Origin of the sequence: Nocardia inohanensis NBRC 100128 (genome assembly GCF_001612945.1) — a bacterium.
Taxonomy (GTDB): domain Bacteria; phylum Actinomycetota; class Actinomycetes; order Mycobacteriales; family Mycobacteriaceae; genus Nocardia; species Nocardia inohanensis.
Window position 1 is genome coordinate 469,025 of the sequence record NZ_BDBK01000017.1, and the last position, 20,082, is coordinate 489,106.

Genomic DNA, 20,082 nt, shown 5'->3' on the forward strand with positions numbered 1-20,082 from the left:
TCACTCTCCGGGACCAGCTCAGAGGACGATGCGGTGCTCGCCGGTGTAGATGTTCATGGTTTCGCCGCGCAGGAAACCGATGAGGGTGACGCCGGTTTCGGCCGCCAGGTCGACGGCGAGGGAACTGGGGGCAGACACCGCGCCCATCAGCGGAATGCCCGCCATGGCGGCCTTCTGCACCAGTTCGAAGGAGGCGCGGCCGCTGACCATGAGCAGCAGATCGCCGGCGGGCAGCCGGTTCTCGCGCAGCGCCCAGCCGATCAGCTTGTCCACGGCATTGTGGCGGCCGATGTCCTCGCGCACGGCCAGGGCGGTGCCGTCGATGGTGAACAGGGCCGCGGCGTGCAGGCCACCGGTGGCATCGAAAACCTGCTGGCGGGAACGGAGTTCGGCGGGGAGCTTGGTGAGAACTTCGAGCTCCACCCGTGGGCCGTCGGCGGGCAGCGGATGGCGGATGCGGGTGCGGACCTCATCCAGCGCGGTCTTCCCGCAAAGTCCGCAAGCGCTGTTGGTGAGGAAATTCCGGGGCGCGATCGGGACCGGCCGGCGCAGCTGCACATCGAGGACGTTGTAGGTGTTCCGGCCGTCCTCGTCGGTGCCCGCGCAGTAGCGGGCGGTGACGATGTCCTCGGCGGAGTCGATGATGCCCTCGGCGTAGAGGAAACCGTGGATCAGGTCGATATCCGCGCCGGGGGTGCGCATGGTGACCGTCAGCGACTGCCCGGCGGTACGGATCTCCAGGGGTTCCTCGACCGCGACGGAATCGGGGCGGGTGATGACGCCGTTCGGGGTGATGCGCAGGGTGCGGCGGCGGGCGGTGACTCGGCTCATGCGGTGTGCACGTGCCGTTCGAGGCGGATGGTGACGGCTTTGGAGGCGGGGGTGTTGGAGCGGCGTGCGACATGGTCGAGCGGGACCAACGGGTTGGTCTCCGGGTAGTAGGCGGCGGCGTTGCCCCGGGGCGTGGCGTAGCCGACCAGCCGGAATCCGGTGACCTTGCGTTCGGTGCCGTCGGTCCATTCGGAGATCACATCGACCAGATCGTCCTCGGTGAAACCGAGTTCGGCGATGTCGTCCGGGTGGACGAGCACCACGCGGCGGCCGTTGTGAATGCCGCGGTAACGGTCGTCCAGGCCGTAGATGGTGGTGTTGTACTGGTCGTGGCTGCGCAGGGTTTGCAGGATCAGGCGACCCTCCGGGACCGGCAGCCAATGCAATTCGTTGACCGCGAAATTGGCTTTGCCGGTGGCGGTGCGAAATTCACGGGCGTCCCGCGGCGGGTGCGGGAGCTGGAAGCCGTTGCGGCCCCGTACCTTCGCGTTGTAGTCGGTGCAGCCGGGGACCACATTGGCGATGGCGTCGCGGATCTTGTCGTAGTCGCGGCGAAACTCGTCCCACGGGATGGTGTCGCCGGGGCCGAACAGCTGCCGGGCCAGCTCGCAGACGATGGCGACCTCGCTGCGCAGCTGGTCGCTCACCGGAGTGAGGCGGCCGGTGGACAGATGCACCATCGACATCGAGTCCTCCACCGAAACCTGCTGGCGCACACCGTCTTGCAGATCCTCGTCGGTGCGCCCCAGGGTGGGCAGGATGAGCGCGGTGCGGCCGTGCACCACATGGCTGCGATTGAGTTTCGTCGAAACCTGCACGGTCAGTTCGCAATTGCGCAGCGCCGCCTCGGTCACCTCGGTATCGGGGGTGGCGGAGACGAAATTGCCGCCCATGCCGAAGAACACCTTGCCGCGCCCGTCGCGCATGGCGCGAATGGAATCCACTGTGTCCCAGCCGTGCTCGCGTGGAGAGGTGATGCCGAACTCGCGGTCCAGGGCCGCCAGGAACGCCTCGGGCATCTGCTCCCAGATGCCCATGGTGCGATCGCCCTGCACATTGGAGTGCCCGCGTACCGGGCACACGCCCGCGCCCGGCTTGCCGATCATGCCGCGCAGCAGCAGCAGGTTGGTGGCCTCCTCGATGGTGGCCACGCCGTGCACCTGCTGGGTCAAACCCATTGCCCAGCAGATGATCACGGCCTTGGATTCGGCCAGCAGCCGGGCGGTGCGGTCGAGGTCCGCGCGGGTCAGGCCGGTGGCCTGCTCGACCACGCCGAGGTCGACGGCGCGCATCTGCTGCTCGTAGGCGGCGAATCCGGCGGTGTGCCGGTCCACGAACGCCCGATCCACCACGGTGCCCGGCGCGCGATCCTCCGCCTCGAACAGCAGCTTGCCCAAGCCTTGGAACAGCGCCATATCGCCGCCCAGCCGGATCTGGAGGAAATCGTCGGCGATGCTGATGCCGCCGGTGAAACCCTTCACCGTCTGCGGGTCCTTGAACCCGAGCAGGCCGGTCTCCGGCAGCGGGTTGACCGCGATCACCTTGGCGCCGTGGGCCTTCGCCTCGCCCAGCGCGGAGAGCATGCGCGGATGATTGGTGCCCGGATTCTGCCCGGCCACGATGATCAGGTCGGCGTGCTTGAAGTCGTCGATCGTCACCGAGCCCTTGCCGATGCCGATGGAGCTGGTCAAGGCCGCGCCCGAGGATTCGTGGCACATATTGGAGCAGTCCGGCAGATTGTTGGTTCCGAAGCGGCGGACCAGCAGCTGATAGAGGAAGGCGGTCTCGTTGGCGGTGCGGCCGGAGGTGTAGAAGACCGCTTCGCCGGGGGAGGCCAGCCCGTTCAACGACTCGGCGATGAGCCGGTAGGCGTCGTCCCATCCGATGGGGGAGTAGTGGGTATCGCCGGGGCGCAGCACCATCGGATGGGTGAGGCGGCCCTGCTGGCCCAGCCAGTAACCGGACTTGCCGGCCAATTCCTCGACCGAATGCCGGGCGAAGAACTCCGGGGTGACGGTGCGCAGCGTGGCTTCCTCGGCGACCGCCTTCGCGCCGTTCTCACAGAACTCCGCCGGACGGCGCATACCGGTCGGTTCGGGCCAGGCGCAGCCGGGGCAATCGAAGCCGTGCCGCTGATTGACCCGGGCCAGGGTGCGGGCGGTGCGCACCACACCCATCTCCTCGACCGCGCGCTCCAAGGCCACGGTGACCGCCTTGACGCCCGCGGCCTCGGTCTTCGGCGCGGTCACGGTCAGCGCGGATTCGTCGATATCGGCTTTGGGCGCGGCACGATGCATGGTCGCCATTGTGCTCCCCGCCGCGGCGTGTCGCCGGTGTGCCCCGCGGATCGGGTCGTCCGGACCTCGAAACGGTATGAACGCCGGCGCCTCGAATCGCGATATACCGGCGATGAACTCCAGCACCGGGCTACTCACGACCGGCCGGTCGGACCCACTTAGCGTTCAGGTAACGCCTGGGTGAGAAGCCTGCACGAGCGGGAGTGCGGGACTTACCATCTAACGAGCGAGGTCCGCCGGATGTCGACACGTGCGCATGAAGGCCGGGGTGCCGGGATGACCATCCGGCGTGTGAAATTCCTACGCGGCGTGGGGAGTTCGAATCTCCTCACCCGGATACTGGCGATCGCGGTCGCCCTCGGGTTCATCGCCCTGGTCTCCGGAATCGGGGCGGCCGACACTCAGGAATCCGTCCAGCCCGCCATACCCGCCACCACCGCGCCGTTCGTCATGGCACAGGGCACCGCCGCTCAAAGCACGCCCGGCGCAAAGTATTCCACCGCCGCACCCTCGGCCGCACCGACCGGTTACAACGCCGGCGGCGATTGCAGTGGCTCGGACTGCACCGGAACCCGTGACGGCACCGGCAATTCCGGCGGCGGCACCCGGGACGGGAACGGCGGCTCCGGAACTCACGACGGGACCGGCAATTCCGGCGAGCCCGACGGCACCCTGTGCTCGAACGGGACGGTCGTGTACGCGCCGGCGACGTGCCCGAAGGCCATCTACTGTGACGACGGGTCGACCGTGTATTCACCGGCGACATGCCCGGTGAAGACGCCGATCTACTGTGACGACGGGACGGTGGTGTATTCGCCCGCGACGTGTCCGGTGAAGAAGCCGATCTATTGTGACGACGGGTCGACGGTGTATTCGCCCGCGACCTGTCCGGTCAAAACGCCGATCTACTGTTCGAACGGGACGACCGTGTACGCGCCCGCCACCTGCCCGTCTCCGGTGGTGACGAAGTGCACGGACGGCAAGGTCGTGACCGCCCCCGCCACCTGCCCTGCCCCGGTCGTCACCACGTGTACGGACGGCAAAGTGGTGACCGCGCCCGCCACGTGTCCTTCTCCGGTGGTGACGAAGTGCACCGACGGGTCGGTGGTGACCGCGCCCGCGACGTGTCCGCCCCAAGCGACCTGTCCGGACGGGAGTGCCAAGCCGGCCAATGGTGAATGCCCCACGACCACAGCGAAATGCGCTGATGGCAGCGTGAAGCCCGCGGACGGCAAGTGCCCTGATTCCAACCCCGGCAATGGTGGGAACGGTGGGGGCAATGGCGGCGGTTCCGGTGGCGGCAACGGTGGTGGTGGTAACGGCGGCGGCTCGGGCGGCGGCAATGGTGGCGGCGGCTCGGCTGGTGGTGATGGCGGTGGTGGCAACGGCTCCGGCGGCGGCACCGGGTCCGGGGGCGGGAATCAAGAACAGCCGCAGCCGAATCCGGCGACACCGCAGCCGTCCGGCGGTGCGAACGGTGGCACCAAGCCCGCCGCCGCTGCCAGCGCGCTGGAATTGAATCCCGTCGCCGTCACCCCCGGCACCGATGTCGCCGCCACCGGTCGCGGCTGCGATTCCGGTGCGGCGGTGAAGCTTTCGATCGGCAATGCCGCCGTCGCCGAGACCAAGGCCGGCGCGGACGGCTCCTTCGGTGCGACGCTGAAGACCGGCGGCACCGAGATCGGCCAGTACCAGGTGACCGCCGAATGCGGTAAGAAGCTCGCCGCCAACCTGGACATCGTCCTGGTCAGCCAGGTCGGTGGCGGCGCCGCGACCGCCACGATCCTGTTGTTCTTCCTGCTCATCGGCGGCTGGTACTACGGCCACCGCCTGGTTTCCCATCTGCCCGCACGGAGCCCCCGATGAACACCAGCAAGGTCATGCGGCTGCTCGGATCGGCCGCCGCCCTCGTCGTATTCCTTTCCACCGCAGCCGTTTCCGCGACCGGTCCGGCAACCGCCGCCGGTGCGGTGAGCGCGACCGCGACCATCGACGGCCGGGCGCTCGCGGGTGCGACCGCGAGCCATCCGGTGCGATTGGATCCCGGCAAGGTCACCCCGATCGTGATGGAGGTGAAGAACGAGACGGCCAAGCCGGTCTCGTTGCGCCGCGTCGATTTCACCGGTCACGTGCTGGGATTGAACTTCTTCTCCTACTCCACCTCCGTCGAATTGACCATTGCCGCGGGCAAAACCGAGAAACTCACCTACCGCCTGGATCCCGCCGGACTGGACGGGCAAGCGACCGGTCTGATCGGTTCGGATCTCACCCTCATCGGATCCGACGGCAACCCGGTGACCAGCGTGCACACCGTCATCGATGTCCGCGGTTCGCTCTTCTCGGTCTACGGCCTGTTCGGGGTCATCATCGCCGTCCTCACCGGCCTGGCCATCACCGATGCGGCGTTGACCGTTGCGCGCCATCGACTTTCGGTCAATCGCTGGCAGCGCGGCCTGCGGCTGCTCGCTCCCGGGATCGGCCTCGGCCTGATGGTCGGCTTCACCGCCTCGGTGGCCCGCTGGTGGGTCCCGGGCACCGGCTTGTGGCTGGCGCTCGCCGGTGTCGCCGCCGCTGCCTTCTTTCTCATCGGGTATCTCTCGCCGACCCCGCGCCGCACCGACGATCTCGGCCTGGATGCCGAGGACCTCGCCGCCGCCCGCGAACTCGACACCGGTACCTACCGGGCCGCCGGGGCGCAGCCGCTGCGTCCCGGCGGCACCCTCACCTTCCCGGATCCGGCGCATCCGCCCACCTATCAGGATCTGGAGCCGGCCACCACCGCCTTCACCGCCCAGCCACCCGGCTCACCGGATGCCGCGACCGTCCATCACCCTGCGGCCCCCACCGTCGGCTTCCGTCAGCGCGGCCCCGTATTTCCCGAGGACTCAGCCGGATTGGACGAACCGACCATTCGCCACGAGCCGCTCGGCGGGTCCGGCCCGGGCAGCGGGGAGCACACCACGGTCAAGCGTGGACCGGTCCGGGGTGTGCCCGGGGGAACCGGCCTGGGGGATACCACCATCGGGCGCAATACCGGGCCGATCGGAGCGGGCGGGATGGCGCGGGAGGCGGGGACCGGTGCGGGCGGGATGGCGCGGGAGCCGGGGACGGGTGCAGCGGAGCCGGGCGGTGGGCGCGGTGCGACGTCGAAACCCTCGCTACCCACGGTGCGGTGGATGCCGGGTCCGCCCGGGAGCGAGACGGATCCGGACGAGCCGACTATTCGTGACGATCAGGATGCGCGGCGGGGAGGAGTCGGGGGATGAGCGTGGGGGATACGACGGAAAGCGATATCGCTCGGGTGCGCGCGGCGCTGCCCGGGTACGACGTCGGCGGACAGGTCGGGCGCGGTGGCTGCGGCGTGGTGCTGGCGGGCGTGCATCGCGGGCTGAACCGGCGGGTCGCCATCAAGCGGATCCCGGCGCAGTTCGCCGGCGACACGCTGGTGCGGCGGCGGTTCGTGGACGAGGCGCGGGTGATGGCGGGGCTGGATCATCCGCACGTGGTGCCGGTGTACGACTATATCGAGCACGAGGAGCTGTGCCTGCTGGTGCTGGAGTATCTGCCCGGCGGGACGGTCGAGAACCGTTTCATCACAGCGGGATTCGAGGCGACGGCGGCGGTCGCGGTGGCTTTGTCGTGCGCGGCCGGGCTGAACGCGGCGCACCGCAACGGCATCCTGCACCGCGATGTGAAGCCCTCCAACCTCATGTTCTCCGCCAACGGCACCCTCAAGCTCACCGATTTCGGCATCGCCAAGATCGTCGGCGGCGAGGACACCCTGGTGACGCGCGCCGGCGAGATCATCGGCACCCCCTCCTACATCGCCCCCGAACAGGTTCGCGGCCAGCAGCTTTCCCCCGCCACCGACGTCTACGCCCTGGCCACCATGCTCTACCAGCTGCTCTCCGGCGCCCTTCCCTTCCCGCCCGGCGAAGACGCCCTCGCCATGCTCTTCGCCCACGCCTACGGCGACCCCGTCCCCCTCGCCGAAGTAGCCCCCTTCGTCCCCGACCCCATAGCCGAAGTAGTGATGCGGGGCCTGGCCCCCGACCCCGCCGCCCGCTTCGAATCCGCCGAATCCTTCGGCATCGCCCTCGCCGAACCAGCTGCCTTCTGCTGGGGCACCGGCTGGCTCACCCCCGTCGGCATCCCCTTGGTCGGCGCCGACACCATCGCCGCCGCCGCCACCGGCGGCTCCCGCCCCTTCACTCCCGGCCCCGCGGGCGGCTGGACCCCGCACACACCCCCGCCGGGCGGCGCTCCGGGACCTCTCCACGACCCCTACGCCCCCACCGGCAATCCGACCCGGGATTCCCCCACACCTCAACCCGGAGATCTCCACCGACAGCAACCCCGACGGACCGCGAACCCCGCGGCGAACGCTTCCGGAGCTCGCGGGCCGAGTACGCCCGCCGGCATGGCGTCCGGACCCGACACCGGTGGGGGCCGGGATGCCGAATTCCGATCCGGCACTCAGCGGCCTTACGGCCCGGCATCCGGCGGATCCGCACGAGTCGGTGGCGAAGCCGAGGCGGATGTGCCGACCGTGCGGTCTTTCGGCGCGGGCGGGCAGCCTACTATCCGTTCCGGCGATCAGCCGCCGTTTCGTCCGGACGGACCCGGAAACCGGCAATTCCGTGCGGGTCCGCCTGCGACGTCCGGAGCGGGCCGGTCGACGTCGCAGTCAGGTCAGGGCGTGGATGCGCGGCAGCGCGCAAGGGCCGATTCGGGTGGTGAACGGCGCGGGCCCGCCCGGGATGTCGAGCGCGGGGTGGGACGTGTGCCCGCCGCGGCGGCCGGCGGCGGCTGGTCGGCGGGACCGTTGGTGCTGGTGCGCCCGCGGCAGCCGATTCAGCACGAGGGGGCTCGGTTGATCGATGTCGATCGCGGGGATCTGGTGCCGGTGCAGCAGGTGGTGCGGTTGAAGTCGGCGCGGCTGCCGTTGCTGGCGGGGGTGGTCGGTGCGGTGCTGGTGGGTGCGGTGGCGGTGCTCGGGATCGGTGGGGGTGCGCGGGATGTGCCGCCTGCCGGGATGATTCGGGTGAGTGGAGTCGATCCCGGGTCGGTGACCCGGGTGGATGTCGATCTGTCGCAGCCGGTGCCGGTCACGATATCCGGGGGTGATGCGGATGCGGTGAAGTTGTCCTGGGATGTGTTGGGGGTTCCCGTCGGTGGTGAGACCGTGACGCTGCCGGGAGGGGGCGGGGAGGTCGGGGTGTCCGCGCCGGTGAATCAGTATGTGGTGGCGGGCGATTTGACCGGGCAGTTGACGTTGTCGCGCAACGGGTCTGATACCGCCACCTATCGGTTCGGGGTGCATACCGCCCAGCGGTCGTTAACCACCGCGGCCGCGTTCGCGATCCTATTGCTGATGCTGTTCGCAACCGCCTATGCCGAATCCAATTCGCGCGCACTGCGGCATGGGCACGCTCGCTTCGCTTCGACGGTGGGTCTGGCGGTCAGTGCCGGGCTGTTGGGTGTCGCCGCGGTCGGTGCGGCGTGGGTGCTGCTGGGAACGGAGCCGACGGTGGCCGCTGTGATCGCCTGCGCCGCAGGGGGTGTCGCCGCGGGGCTGGCTTTCGCGGCGGGGCTGCGGCGGGTCGGGAAGCGGTATCGGTACGTGCGGGTGTTGCGCCTGCGCGAAGGATTGTCGGCCTTGGCCGGGGGCGGTCGTTCGGGCCGGTAGCCGGGCGGGGCGTGGAGAGGCAGGCGGGGCATGGCGGGGCAACCGCGGATCGAGATCCGGGAATGGGGCCGGCCGGTGCGGCACATGGTGCTGGACGGGCCGGTGCTGTTCGGGCGGGACCGGGGCGGGGAAGTGCTTGCCGACGACGGGGTTTCGCGGCAGCATCTGCGGCTGGTGCCGTCGCCGACCGCATTGTCGGCGGTGGATCTGGGGAGCCGGAACGGCACCACCGTCAATGGGGTGGCGCTGAACGGGCGGCGGGTGCTGGCGACCGGGGATGTGCTGCGGCTGGGGCGTAGCGAGATCATCGTTTTGCATACGCCCACCGAGGATTCGAACGATTATGCCGGTGCGGCAACGAATCTCATGGCGGAGCCCGGCGCGGTGCCGCCGCCTCCGCCGGCCGAGACGGCTCGGCCGGCGGCCCTGGCCTGGACGGAACGGCTGCTCGGAATCGATTCGTCCGGTCGGCGAAATCTGTTCCCGGTCTTCACCGAACTCCCGTCCCGCGTCCCGCTGAAGTTCTGGCAGGTGGTGCGCGCGTTCAGCATGGCCGTGTATCTGGCGCTGATCATCGCCCTGCTGGTGGCCCCGGCGGGTGGTCTGTTCGTCATGTTCCAGGTGATCGTGCCGCTGCTGCCGGGCCTGTTCCTGATCGCACCGGGCCTGTGGCGCAATGTCTGCCCGCTCGCTGCCACCAATCAGCTGCCCCGCCTGCTGGGCTTCACCCGCGCCGCCACCGCGCCCCGCTGGATCCGGGAACGCGGATACCTGCTGGCCGTCGCGCTGTTCTTCGGCATCGCCGGATCCCGGCTCGCGGGCCTGGACCGCAGCGGTGCCGCGACCGCCGCGGTGCTGGCGCTGGTCGCGTCGGCCGCTTTCGCCGGTGGCGTCGCATTCAAAGGCAAAAGCGGCTGGTGCAGCACCATCTGCCCGCTGTTTCCCCTGCAACGCGCATACGGCCGAACACCTTTCGTCACCGTCGCCAACAATCACTGCCAGCCCTGCGTCGGCTGCTCCCAGCACTGCTACGACTTCAAACCGCGCGCCGCCTACCTCGCCGACCTGACGGATTCCGATCGCGGCTGGAGCGCCCCGCGCAAGCTGTTCGCCGCCGCGCTGCCGGGGTTCGTGCTCGGATTCTTGACCGTCACAGGGCATTCGGAGTTATCGATCGTGCAGCGGTACGCGATCTTGGGTGTGGGGGTGCTGGCGGCCGTCGGGGTGTACTTCGCACTGGAATCCCTGACCGCGGTGAGCCCGGCCCTGCTCACCGCCGTGTATTCGGCTGCGGCACTGGACATCTTCTACTGGTTCGCCGGATCGATCCTGGCCGGAGCCTTCGCCACCATCACCGGCGTGCAGGCTCCCTGGCTGCATTGGCTGATCAGCGCGGCCGTGTTCGTGGCAACCCTGATATGGCTGGCCCGCACCCAGGTCGCCGCACTGCAATACGCCCAGCACACCGGCACCCGCACGGCACCGGTACTGCTGCCCTTCCCGCGGCAACGGAGCACGCTCCGAACCCGCACGAACGCACCGGCTTCCGTGCTCTTCGAACCGGGCCCCACCCGCATCGACGTCGATCTTGGCATGAGCCTGCTCGATATCGCCGAGCGCGGCTCCCTGCCGTTGGAAGCGGGATGCCGCATGGGCGTGTGCGGCGCGGACCCGGTCGCGGTGCTCGGTGGTGCGGACAATCTGTGCGAGCCGACCGCCGACGAACGAAACACCCTGCGCCGATTGGGTTTCGCCGACAACACCCGCATGGCCTGCTGCGCCCGCGTCACCGGCGGCGATGTCGAGGTCGCTCTCACCCCGCAGCCCGGCAGCGGAAATACCATCACCCCTTCGCATTTCGATCGATCCCTGGTGAGCGTGGTCGTCGTCGGCAATGGCATCGCCGGTGTCACCGCGGCCGATTTCATCCGGCGCGGCCACCCCGACTGCGAAATCCATCTCGTCGGCCGGGAATCGCACGACTTCTACAACCGGATGGGCATCTCCCGGCTGGTCTACGGCCGCTCCGCCATGCAGGGCCTGCACCTGCTGCCCGAACACTGGTACGAGGAGCACCGCGTCACCCCGTGGCTCAATACCCTCGCCACCGCCGTCGATATCCGGGCGCGCCGGGTGCGCCTCGGCACCGGCGACGTGCTGCCCTACGACCGGCTGATTCTCGCCATGGGCGCGGGCGCCGCGCTGCCCGCCATCGACGGGCTGCGCCGCCCGGGCAGTTTCGTGCTCCGCGAAGCCGGAGACGCCCTGCGCATCCGCGCCTACGCGCAACAGCGCGGCTGCACCCGCGCGGTGGTGGCGGGCGGCGGCCTGCTCGGTCTCGAGGCCGCATTCGCCCTGCACCAGTTGGGACTTCGGGTGACCGTGCTGGAGCGGGGCGAGCGGCTGCTGAGCAAACAACTCGATCCGCGCTGCTCGGCGATTGTGCTGGGGCATTTCGTGCGGCGCGGTATCGAGATCCGGCATCGCGCCGAAACCACCCGGCTCACCGGTGATCCCGCGGTGCGCGCCGCGGTTTTGCGGGACGGCACGACCGTGCCGTGCGAACTGTTCCTGACCGCCACCGGTATCAAGCCCGATATCGACCTGGCGCGGCGCGCGGGCTTGGCGGTCGGGCGCGGCATCCTGGTCGACGACCGGATGCGGACCAGCGCACCGGATGTGTACGCGGCCGGTGACGTGGCCGAACATCGGGACCGGGTGCTGGGTTTGTGGCCGATCGCCGCCGAACAGGCGCAGGCAGCGGCGGTCAACGCGCTCGGCGGCGACCGATCGCTCACGGCGGAGACGCCCGCCACCATCCTCAAGGGCGTCGGACTCGAGTTGTTCACCATCGGCCGGCCCGAACCCGGTCCCCGGGACCGCGTGATCGTCATCGACCGCGCGGCCGAAGCGTCCTACCGCCGGCTCATCCTCTCCGGTGAATACGTGGTCGGCGCAACGGTACTCGGCCACCACCCCGCCGACGTGGCCGCCGCTCAGCAGGCCGTACGCACCCGCCGGCGCATCTCCCCGTGGTCCCTCGCCGCCCTGCACGCCGGCGACTGGTCGGTCCTCACCGGCGAAAACCTCACCGCCGCACTGGTTCCGCCCGATAGGTGAACACCCGCTCGCCGATCCGCAGACTCCAGCCCGGCTTCAATTCCATGCTCTTCTGACCGACCCGGATCCAGTCCTGTGCGCCCGGCGCCGCCACGAACGTCCCGCCGGGCGTGGCGGCGTCACGCACCAGCACCTTTCCGCCCTCCATCGAGAGATAGGCGTGCACCCGCGAGACATGCCGATCGCGCGGAATCACGATCGGCGAGGCCACCGCCCGCCGCACCGATTCGTCGATCATCGGGTCCCGGCCCAGCACATAAGCCCGGTCCAGCGGATAAACCGCCCCCTCCGACGAACCCAGAATGCCCACGGCGGCCGCCATCGCACTCGTCGCGGGCGGCACCTCCTCGGCCGCCGCCGCACCCGAGTCGAAGGCTGCGGTGGGCGGCTGATCCGCCGGATCCGGCCGCTCGCCCCGCTTCACACGCTGCCCGGAACCCCCGGCCCCCTTCCCGGCCGGTGGCGAACCATCAGCCCACTTCCCAAGCGGTGGTGAGTCTTCGGCCGCTTCGCCGGGGTGTGGCGGGTTGCCGGTCTGCTTGGCCGCGGGTGGGGCGTCTTCAGGCCGCCTACCGAACGGCGGTGAGTCTGCTGGCCGCTTGGCGAGTGGTGGTGAGTCTGCCGGCCGCTGGTTCAACGGTGTTGAGCCGTCGGGTCGTTTGCCGAAGGGTGGTGAGTCCTCGGGTCGTTTGCCCTGCGCCGGTGAGACTTCGGGACGAGCGCCGAGCGGCGGTGAATCCTCTTGGCGTTGCGGTGTTTTCGCGGCGCCGCGAACACCCGGGGCAGCGTCCGCGACCGGCACCTCGGGGATGACCTGCGTCTCCGGAGCCGCTCCGGCCGCGGGCTGGGTGGCGCGGGTCCGCTTGGCCAGCACTTCCGCGCCTTCGTTCTTGTCCGTCAGCGCATCCTCCGGCCGCCAGCCTGCGGGGCGCGGCGGCGGCTTGATCGACTGATGCGGGGTGGGTTCGCCTGGCCCGCGCCGCTCGGCCCGGACCGGCGGTGAGCCCGCGTCCTCGATCGGTGCGTCCTCGGCTGGACCCTTGTCGGTTCGAGCGGCGGGTACGGCGACGCCGCGGGACGGGGTCCTCGGGCCGCCCGGGTGCGGGGCGGGTTCGGGCGTCTCCAGGCGGACGGGTGCGTCGGACTTTCGCGGCACGGATTCCGATCCGGCGTTCGGGGACCCGAATCGGGTGTGCGAGGGGGTGGACTGGGCCACGTGCACGGTCGCGTCCGGGAGCGCGACCTCGGGGTGATCGGGCTGCTTCATCGCCCCGGTGGTGGAGCTGGGGGCGGTGGTGACGCCGCGGGGTGGGGCGAGCACGATGAAACCGCCGGCGGGCACCACGCCCGAGCGCAGATCGGTGTGCGGGATCTCGGTGGTGGCGACACCCTCCGGAGCCACGGTGAGACGGCGTATCGGATCCCTGATGATCTCGTCCGCCCAGGTCATGGCGCGTTCACCGGACCATTGGCGGGTGCCTTCGGGGCCGTTGACCAGGGCGCGGATCGGGCCGCGCAGCAGCACCAGCAGGCCGCCGGCGGTAGGCGCGATCACCCCGAAGGCGGGCGGTTGCGCCGAACCCCCGCTGAACACCGTCGCCGCCAGCCGTTGCGCGATCGCCACCCCGGGATCCCCGGACTTGGCAGCCGTCTCCGCCGCACCGAGAATCCGCTCGGTGGAAGGACTTTCGCCGGAAACCAGAATGATCACATTCCCGAATCTGGCGACCAGGCCCTCCCCACGGACCAGGGTGACAGTGGTCGGAATCCGCCCCATCGGCGCCTCCTTTGCCGGCGCTCACTATGTCGCAGCCCAGCATAGGACGCTTCGCCCGCCCGGCGCAGCGCTCGGCTCCGATGCCCCGATCGAATCCGACACGGGTGCCGGAAAATGCGGTATTGCGCAGCGGGATCGGGCGGCGAGCGCGAGGATCGGAAGATCGTGCCGGTGCACCCGGCTCCGGCAGCACGGATTAGGACCGAATCATGATGGGCACGATCATCGGTACCGCAGGCCGCCCGACCGGGGCTCGTTCACTCGCCGTCGCCGTGGGGCTGGCCGCGGCGGCGCTCACCGTCACGGCGGGGCCCGCGGGCGCGACGGGGACGCGGGTCGGGGTGGAACCCGGGATTTCCTTCGGCTCGGCCACCAATTACGGCACGGGCTGCTCTTACAGCATCAACGGGTACGTGGACGATCCGGTCGCGCCGGTGATCTTCTACGACAACGCGGTGCCGTTCGCGTGGGCGTACCCGTCCGGCGGCCTGGCGCAGACGAAGTGGACTCCGTCGACCACCGGTGCGCACCGCTTGCACATCTTCCAGCAGAGCGGCTCGGGCGCGGAACTGTTCCCGTACGTCGACGTCACCGTCGGCACCGGCCTGAGCACCGGCTCCGGCTGCAACGTCTTCGGATGACCGCTGTCGGTATTGCGCGCTAAGTTCGGAACCGAAGCGATACCGGAATCCGGTCGCTGCGGGCGAAAGCCCGTCCGAACGAAGAGGAGCGAGCATGGCGCACGAGCGGGCACTGGTGCTGGGCGGCGGGGGAGTGGCCGGGATCGCCTGGGAGGCCGGCATCATCGCGGGCCTGGCCGACGCCGGTGTCGACGTCAGCGGTGCGGATCTGCTGGTCGGCACCTCGGCGGGTTCGAATGTGGCCGTACAGCTCAGCAGTGGACTGAGCGGCGCCGAACTGTTCGCGCTCCAGGTGGATCCGGCATTGCAGAGCCACGAGATAAACCCGCCCGGCAACCCGATCCCGCTGCTCGTCGAGACCTGGAGCGCCATCGCCGCTGACGCGCAAGGCGATCCGCTGGAGATCTCCCGCCGCCTGGCCGCGGCCGCTCTGGAAGCGGACACCATCCCGGCAGCCGAGCGCCGCGCCGTCATCGAATCCCGCCTCCCCATTCACGATTGGCCGGACCGCGAGCTGCTCGTCATCGCCGTGGATGCGGCCAATGGCGCGGCCCGGGTTTTCGATCGCTCCTCCGGCGTCCCGCTCGTCGATGCGGTAACCGCCAGCTCGGCGGTGCCGATGGTCTGGCCTCCGGTCACCCTGGAAGGCACCCGCTACGTCGACGGCGGGGTGCGTACCTCCACGAACTCGGATTACGCGACCGGCGCGGCCCGGATCTTGATCATCGCCGCCAACCCGGATGTCTACCTGGATGGTGAAGTGGCGGCGCTCGTCGAGGCCGGTTCCCGGGTAGAGGTGATCCGGCCCGACGAGCCGTCGCTGGCGTCCTTCGGCGACAACCCGCTCGACACCGCTACTCGGGTGCCCGCCGCCGAATGTGGCCGTGCACAAGGTAAATCCGAGGCAGTTCGCGTCGCTGGGCTCTGGAACTGATCTCCATCACTACTCCAAGGCTGCCAGCGCGGCAGGTTCAGCCGCAGCACGATCGGCAGCGACCAGCCCGACACGGGTGCGCCGGTCGAGCAGATCATCGGCGTCGAGCGCGCCTTCATGACTGATCGCAAAGGCGAATTCGGCCCCGGTGACGTCCATTCCAGGCGCCACCGGTTCAGCATCCTTCGGATTGTCCTGGCCCAGAGCTAGAACGGAGACGGCCTCACTGCCGTAACGCTCGATCAAACGAGTGGGCGCGTGGATCCGGTCACGGGCTGCCCCCGAGACCGCGCCGACGAGCGGGAGGTTGCGAGTGCGGCAGTCGGCGGCGGCGAGATTCGCGTGCGCGACCGCCGCGTCGACGGTGTCTTCCGCCATCTGGCGGTAGGTGGTGAGCTTGCCGCCCACGACCGTGATCAGTCCGGTGGGCGAGGTGAGAACGGCGTGTTCGCGGGAGATATCGGCGGTACTGTCACCACCGGTGCGGAGCAGCGGCCGCAGACCGGCGAAGGTGCCCCGAATGTCGTTGCGGGTCAGCGGTTCCCGCAGGACGGTATTGACCGTATCGAGCAGGAAGTCGATTTCGGATTCGGTGGCGTGCGGGACATCGGGAACCGGACCGGGGGCTTCCTCATCGGTGAGCCCCAGGTAGACGCGGTTGTGGGCGGCGGGGAAGGCGAAGACGAAACGGCTGGTGCTGCCCGGGATCGGCACCGTGAGCGAGGCGGAGAGACCGCCGAAGGCGGCGGCGTCGAAGACCAGATGGGTGCCGCGGGACGGGCGTAGTTCGATGCTCGGATCGACCTGATCCGCCCAGACGCCGGTGGCATTGATGACGGAACGCGCTGTGACGGTGAGGGATTCCCCGGTCAGCCGGTCGGTCAGGGTCGCGCCGGTGCCGGAAACTCCGGTGGCCTCCACCCGGGTGAGGACGGCCGCGCCGTGCGAGGCGGCGGTGCGGGCGATGGCGACCACGAGGCGGGCGTCGTCGACCAGCTGCCCGTCCCAGGCGATCAGCCCGCCGCGCAAACCGTCTCGGCGCACGGTCGGGGCGAAGCGCAGGGCTTCCGCCGCTGCCACGCGACGAGAGCGGGGCAGCACCGCGGCCGAGGTGCCCGCGGTGCGACGCAGGACATCACCGGCCACGAAGCCGGTCCGCACCAGCAGCTTCTGTGCCGCACCGATATTCGGGAGCAGCGGCACCACCTGCGGCAGCGGCCGGGTCAGGTGCGGGGCGGTGCGGGTGAGCAGGATATGTCGTTCCACCGCGCTCTCGTGCGCGATGCCGACGCCGCCGCTGGCCAGATAACGCAGGCCGCCGTGCACCAGTTTGGAGCTCCAGCGGCTGGTACCGAACGCCAGATCATGCTTCTCCACCAGCACCGTGCGCAGTCCGCGCGCGGCCGCGTCCAGCGCCACACCCGCACCGGTGATGCCGCCGCCGATCACCAGCACGTCGATGACACCGCCGTCACCGAGTTCATACAGCTCCCGCTGCCGCCGGTCACGATTCAAGGCCGAACCGTGCTGAGTCGAATTGCCGGTCATGGCAGGACCTTTCGATGAGCTGGCGGAAAACGGTGCGAAGTCGGCGCCAGATAGGCGTCGATGGCGTGGGCGAGTTCGATATCGAGGTGTTCGGCGTCCAGCCAGTCCTCCACCGTGCCCGCCGATTGCACCGCCGACTGGGTGATGAGCAGCAGCATGGTCGCCATCTGCCGGGAGTCGCCATCGCGAATCGACCCGTCGCGCTGGCCTTCCTGGATCACCGTGGCGAAAAGGGTGATGAGTTTGCGCTGATTGCGGCCCAGGCGCTCGAAGACATAGGTGAGCATGATGTCGGTATCGGCGCGGAAGATCTTGCCGAACACCGGGTTCGAGCGCATCTGCGCCGAGCCCGCCACGATCGCGGTGACCAGGCGCTTGCGCCCCGGTCCGGTCGCCGGCACGTTCGCCACGGCGATCTCCCGCAATTCCAGCACCAGCAGGTCCGCCACCAGTGCGCCGGTGTGCGGCCAGCGGCGGTAGACGGTCGGGCGGCTGACGCCGGCCCGCTTGGCCACTTCGGTGAGGGTGGTGCGCCGTACGCCGAACTCGATCACGGCGTCGCGGGCGGCGCGCAGGATCGCCTGATCGACAGCGGACAATGGTTCGGTCACGGGCTCACCACCTAGCATCTCGTTACTACTTGACATTCTATGTCAGACTGTAACGCATGGTCGATCAACGAGCAGCAGCCACATCGGCGGAAAACCCGGGCGAGCCGCAGGTCCGCGCGAGTATGGTGTGGGACGCCTGGGGCTCCCCGTCCGGACACAAACCGTTGCCGGAACAGATTCGGGGACTGCTCGCGCAGGTCTTCGGGGTGTCCGGGGAACCGGTGGCCCGTCGCGATGAGGGCGACGTGCCGCTGCGTGACTCGGCGCTCACGCCGGACCAGCATGCCGGGCTCGTCGCGGTGGTCGGTGCGGAGCACGTCTCGACCGGCCACCGCGATCGGCTGCTCCGTGCGGGCGGCAAATCCACCCCGGATCTGTTGCGCCGCCGCGCCGATGGGACACAGGACGCACCCGACGCGGTCGTCTTCCCGGCCGATCACGCCGAAGTGCTTGCGCTGCTGGAGTATTGCGCGGCCAACGCCATCGCGGTGGTGCCCTTCGGTGGCGGCACCAGTGTCGTCGGCGGTCTCGATCCGGTGCGCGGGGCCTTCGACGCGGTCATCGCCATCGATCTGGGACGGTTGGACGCCCTCACCGAGATGGATCCGATCAGCGGCACCGCCACCCTGGGCGCGGGCCTGTCCGGCCCGCAGGCCGAGGAACTCCTGGGCAAGGAAGGCTTTTCGCTCGGGCACTTTCCGCAGAGCTTCGAATTCGCGACCATCGGCGGCTTCGCGGCCACCCGCTCCTCGGGACAGGCGTCGGCGGGTTACGGCCGCTTCGACGACATGATCGAGCGCCTGCGGATCGCCACGCCCAGCGGCACTCTCGACCTCGGCCGGGCCCCCGCCTCCGCCGCCGGACCCGATCTGCGCGAGCTGTTCTCCGGTTCGGAGGGCACCCTCGGCATCATCACCGAGGTCACGCTGCGCGTGCACCCCGTCTCGGAAACCACCGCGTACCAAGCCTGGTCGTTCCCTGACTTCGCCACCGGCGCGAACGCCCTGCGCACCGTCATCCAGACCGGCGCGGCCCCGACCGTCATGCGCCTGTCCGACGAAGCCGAAACCGGCCTCAACCTGGCGCGTGCCGGCGACGTCGGCGGCGCGGCCGTGGGCGGCTGCCTGGCCGTCACCACTTTCGAGGGCACCGCCGCGCATGTGGCCGCCCGCAGCGCCGAAGCGCACGCGCTGCTGCTGGCCGCCGGTGGCACCGCCCTGGGTGAGCAGCCGGCCCAGGAGTGGGAGCACGGCCGCTTCTCCGCGCCGTACCTGCGGGATGCCCTGCTGGACGTCGGCATCCTCTGCGAGACCCTCGAAACCGCCACCAGCTGGTCCAATCTGGCCGATCTCAAGGCGAAAGTGACTGCCGCCCTGGTCGATTCGCTGACCGTCGGCGGCGCGCCCGCGCTGGTCATGTGCCACATCTCGCACACCTACCCGACCGGCGCCTCGCTGTACTTCACCATCGTCGCCAAGCAGGCCGAGGATCCGATCGCGCAGTGGGCGGTGGCCAAGCGGGCCGCGGGTGACGCCATTGTCGCCGCGTCCGGCACCATCACCCACCATCACGCCATCGGCGCGGACCATCGCCCGTGGATGACCGACGAGGTCGGCGAGCTCGGCGTGCAGGTGCTGCGCGCGGTGAAGAACGCGGTCGACCCCGCGGGCATCCTCAACCCTGGGAAGCTCATCCCGTGAGAAAGATTCGCTCCGTCGCACTGGTGACCAACCCGCTCTCCGGCCAGGGCAAGGGCGCGCAGGTCGCGGTCGCGGCGGCCAACGCCTTCACCGATCGGGACGTCGAGGTCACCGAATTGCGCGGTGATTCGGCCCTGGACACCGCTCGCCTGGTGCGTGAGGCCCTGGCCGACCCCTACACCCGCCCCGATGCCGTGGTGGCCGCGGGCGGCGACGGCCTGGTCTGCGTGGTGCTGCAAGGGCTGGTCGGCAAGGACGTCCCGCTGGGCCTGATCCCCGGCGGCACCGGCAATGACCTGGCCCGTCAGCTCGGCATCCCGGACGACACCGCCGCCGCGGTCGACACCGTGCTGCGGGGCCGGACCCGCACCATCGACCTGGGCACCGTGCAGGCGCAGGACGCGGACGAACCCATGTGGTTCGCCACCGTCACCGGCACCGGTCTCGACGCCCGAGTCACCTTGCGCGCCAACCACATGCGCTGGCCCAAGGGCCCGCTGCGCTACACCCTGGCCGCGGTCATCGAACTAGCGGGCAAGCTGGCCGTGCCGTACAAGATCGAACTGCACGGTTCGCCCGACCATCCGGACGGCACCGTGCTCGAGCTCGACGCGGTCATGGTCGCGGTCGGCAATACCAAGACCTACGGCGGCGGCATGCTCATCACTCCGGATGCCGAACTCGATGACGGCCTCCTCGACCTGACCGTGGTCGGAGCCATGCCGCGCCTGGACATGCTCAAGCTGCTCCCGGCTCTCTCCGCGGGCAAACGGATCGAGCACCCCGCCACCGTCCAATACCGCGCCCGAACAATCACCCTCACCGCCCCCAACGCCCCCGCCACCGCCGACGGCGACCCCGCAGGCCACCTCCCCGCCACCTTCCACGCCCACCCCAACGCCCTCGAAGTCCTCACCTAGCCCCCCAAAAGCAG

At 69.8% G+C, this 20,082-nt stretch carries 13 protein-coding genes; 8 read left to right on the plus strand and 5 right to left on the minus strand.

Annotated features, from left to right (window positions below; translation table 11 throughout):
- Positions 1 to 18: 18 nt before the first annotated feature.
- Together fdhD and NI1_RS32915 are read right to left on the minus strand one after the other, a co-directional pair.
- A complete protein-coding gene (gene fdhD, locus NI1_RS32910) occupies positions 19 to 831 on the minus strand; it encodes a formate dehydrogenase accessory sulfurtransferase FdhD (RefSeq protein WP_067828913.1) in 813 nt (270 codons plus the stop codon).
- Positions 828 to 3,128, minus strand: a complete 2,301-nt coding sequence (locus NI1_RS32915; RefSeq protein ID WP_067829294.1) for an FdhF/YdeP family oxidoreductase — start codon at positions 3,126 to 3,128, stop codon at positions 828 to 830. Before NI1_RS32915 ends, fdhD begins: the two co-directional genes overlap by 4 nt.
- A 276-nt stretch (positions 3,129 to 3,404) precedes the next feature.
- Here NI1_RS32915 and NI1_RS38720 point away from each other — a divergent pair, with 276 nt between their 5' ends.
- The 4 genes from NI1_RS38720 to NI1_RS40000 are packed head-to-tail and all read left to right on the plus strand — an operon-like array spanning position 3,405 to position 11,937.
- Positions 3,405 to 4,994 carry a hypothetical protein gene (locus tag NI1_RS38720; RefSeq protein WP_067828915.1) on the plus strand — a complete coding sequence of 530 codons (1,590 nt, stop codon included), beginning with the start codon at positions 3,405 to 3,407 and terminating at the stop codon, positions 4,992 to 4,994.
- Complete coding sequence (locus NI1_RS32925) at positions 4,991 to 6,394, plus strand: hypothetical protein (RefSeq protein ID WP_067828917.1); 1,404 nt, start codon at positions 4,991 to 4,993, stop codon at positions 6,392 to 6,394. The genes NI1_RS38720 and NI1_RS32925 overlap by 4 nt, the downstream gene beginning before the upstream one ends.
- Complete coding sequence (locus tag NI1_RS39995; protein ID WP_176581961.1) at positions 6,391 to 8,817, plus strand: serine/threonine-protein kinase; 2,427 nt, start codon at positions 6,391 to 6,393, stop codon at positions 8,815 to 8,817. The genes NI1_RS32925 and NI1_RS39995 overlap by 4 nt, the downstream gene beginning before the upstream one ends.
- 30 nt (positions 8,818 to 8,847) lie before the next feature.
- The gene (locus tag NI1_RS40000; RefSeq protein ID WP_067828920.1) at positions 8,848 to 11,937 is read left to right on the plus strand and encodes an FAD-dependent oxidoreductase; all 3,090 of its coding nucleotides are present in this window, start codon (positions 8,848 to 8,850) and stop codon (positions 11,935 to 11,937) included.
- Here NI1_RS40000 and NI1_RS32940 read toward each other — a convergent pair.
- The gene (locus NI1_RS32940; RefSeq protein ID WP_157535459.1) at positions 11,906 to 13,714 is read right to left on the minus strand and encodes an FHA domain-containing protein; all 1,809 of its coding nucleotides are present in this window, start codon (positions 13,712 to 13,714) and stop codon (positions 11,906 to 11,908) included. The two genes, NI1_RS40000 and NI1_RS32940, sit on opposite strands and share 32 nt — an antisense overlap.
- Positions 13,715 to 13,923: 209 nt before the next feature.
- Between NI1_RS32940 and NI1_RS32945 the strand changes: the two genes are divergently transcribed.
- Both NI1_RS32945 and NI1_RS32950 read left to right on the plus strand, forming a co-directional pair.
- Entirely contained in the window at positions 13,924 to 14,355 is a 432-nt protein-coding gene (locus NI1_RS32945) for a hypothetical protein (RefSeq protein ID WP_157535460.1), read from the plus strand.
- 94 nt (positions 14,356 to 14,449) lie between these two features.
- Positions 14,450 to 15,289: a patatin-like phospholipase family protein gene (locus NI1_RS32950; protein ID WP_067828930.1), complete on the plus strand. Its 840-nt coding sequence runs from the start codon at positions 14,450 to 14,452 to the stop codon at positions 15,287 to 15,289.
- Positions 15,290 to 15,298: 9 nt separating this feature from the next.
- Here NI1_RS32950 and NI1_RS32955 read toward each other — a convergent pair whose 3' ends face one another.
- Positions 15,299 to 16,837, minus strand: a complete 1,539-nt coding sequence (locus NI1_RS32955) for a glycerol-3-phosphate dehydrogenase/oxidase (protein WP_067828934.1) — start codon at positions 16,835 to 16,837, stop codon at positions 15,299 to 15,301.
- Complete coding sequence (locus tag NI1_RS32960; protein ID WP_157535461.1) at positions 16,834 to 17,466, minus strand: TetR/AcrR family transcriptional regulator; 633 nt, start codon at positions 17,464 to 17,466, stop codon at positions 16,834 to 16,836. Before NI1_RS32960 ends, NI1_RS32955 begins: the two co-directional genes overlap by 4 nt.
- Positions 17,467 to 17,570: 104 nt before the next feature.
- Here NI1_RS32960 and NI1_RS32965 point away from each other — a divergent pair, with 104 nt between their 5' ends.
- On the plus strand, positions 17,571 to 19,148 hold the full coding sequence (locus NI1_RS32965; RefSeq protein WP_067828940.1) for an FAD-binding oxidoreductase: 1,578 nt from the start codon (positions 17,571 to 17,573) through the stop codon (positions 19,146 to 19,148).
- A complete protein-coding gene (locus NI1_RS32970; protein WP_084524117.1) occupies positions 19,145 to 20,068 on the plus strand; it encodes a diacylglycerol/lipid kinase family protein in 924 nt (307 codons plus the stop codon). The genes NI1_RS32965 and NI1_RS32970 overlap by 4 nt, the downstream gene beginning before the upstream one ends.
- Positions 20,069 to 20,082: the final 14 nt, after the last annotated feature.

Bases quoted from the DNA above. Each gene is read 5' to 3' on its own strand.
- NI1_RS39995 (WP_176581961.1), top strand. From the start codon at position 6,391: ATGAGCGTGGGGGATACGACGGAAAGCGATATCGCTCGGGTGCGCGCG.
- NI1_RS32925 (WP_067828917.1), top strand. From the start codon at position 4,991: ATGAACACCAGCAAGGTCATGCGGCTGCTCGGATCGGCCGCCGCCCTC.
- NI1_RS32940 (WP_157535459.1), bottom strand. From the start codon at position 13,714: ATGGGGCGGATTCCGACCACTGTCACCCTGGTCCGTGGGGAGGGCCTG.
- NI1_RS32955 (WP_067828934.1), bottom strand. From the start codon at position 16,837: ATGACCGGCAATTCGACTCAGCACGGTTCGGCCTTGAATCGTGACCGG.
- fdhD (WP_067828913.1), bottom strand. From the start codon at position 831: ATGAGCCGAGTCACCGCCCGCCGCCGCACCCTGCGCATCACCCCGAAC.
- NI1_RS32950 (WP_067828930.1), top strand. From the start codon at position 14,450: ATGGCGCACGAGCGGGCACTGGTGCTGGGCGGCGGGGGAGTGGCCGGG.
- NI1_RS32960 (WP_157535461.1), bottom strand. From the start codon at position 17,466: ATGCTAGGTGGTGAGCCCGTGACCGAACCATTGTCCGCTGTCGATCAG.
- NI1_RS40000 (WP_067828920.1), top strand. From the start codon at position 8,848: ATGGCGGGGCAACCGCGGATCGAGATCCGGGAATGGGGCCGGCCGGTG.
- NI1_RS32915 (WP_067829294.1), bottom strand. From the start codon at position 3,128: ATGCATCGTGCCGCGCCCAAAGCCGATATCGACGAATCCGCGCTGACC.
- NI1_RS32945 (WP_157535460.1), top strand. From the start codon at position 13,924: ATGATGGGCACGATCATCGGTACCGCAGGCCGCCCGACCGGGGCTCGT.
- NI1_RS38720 (WP_067828915.1), top strand. From the start codon at position 3,405: ATGACCATCCGGCGTGTGAAATTCCTACGCGGCGTGGGGAGTTCGAAT.
- NI1_RS32965 (WP_067828940.1), top strand. From the start codon at position 17,571: ATGGTGTGGGACGCCTGGGGCTCCCCGTCCGGACACAAACCGTTGCCG.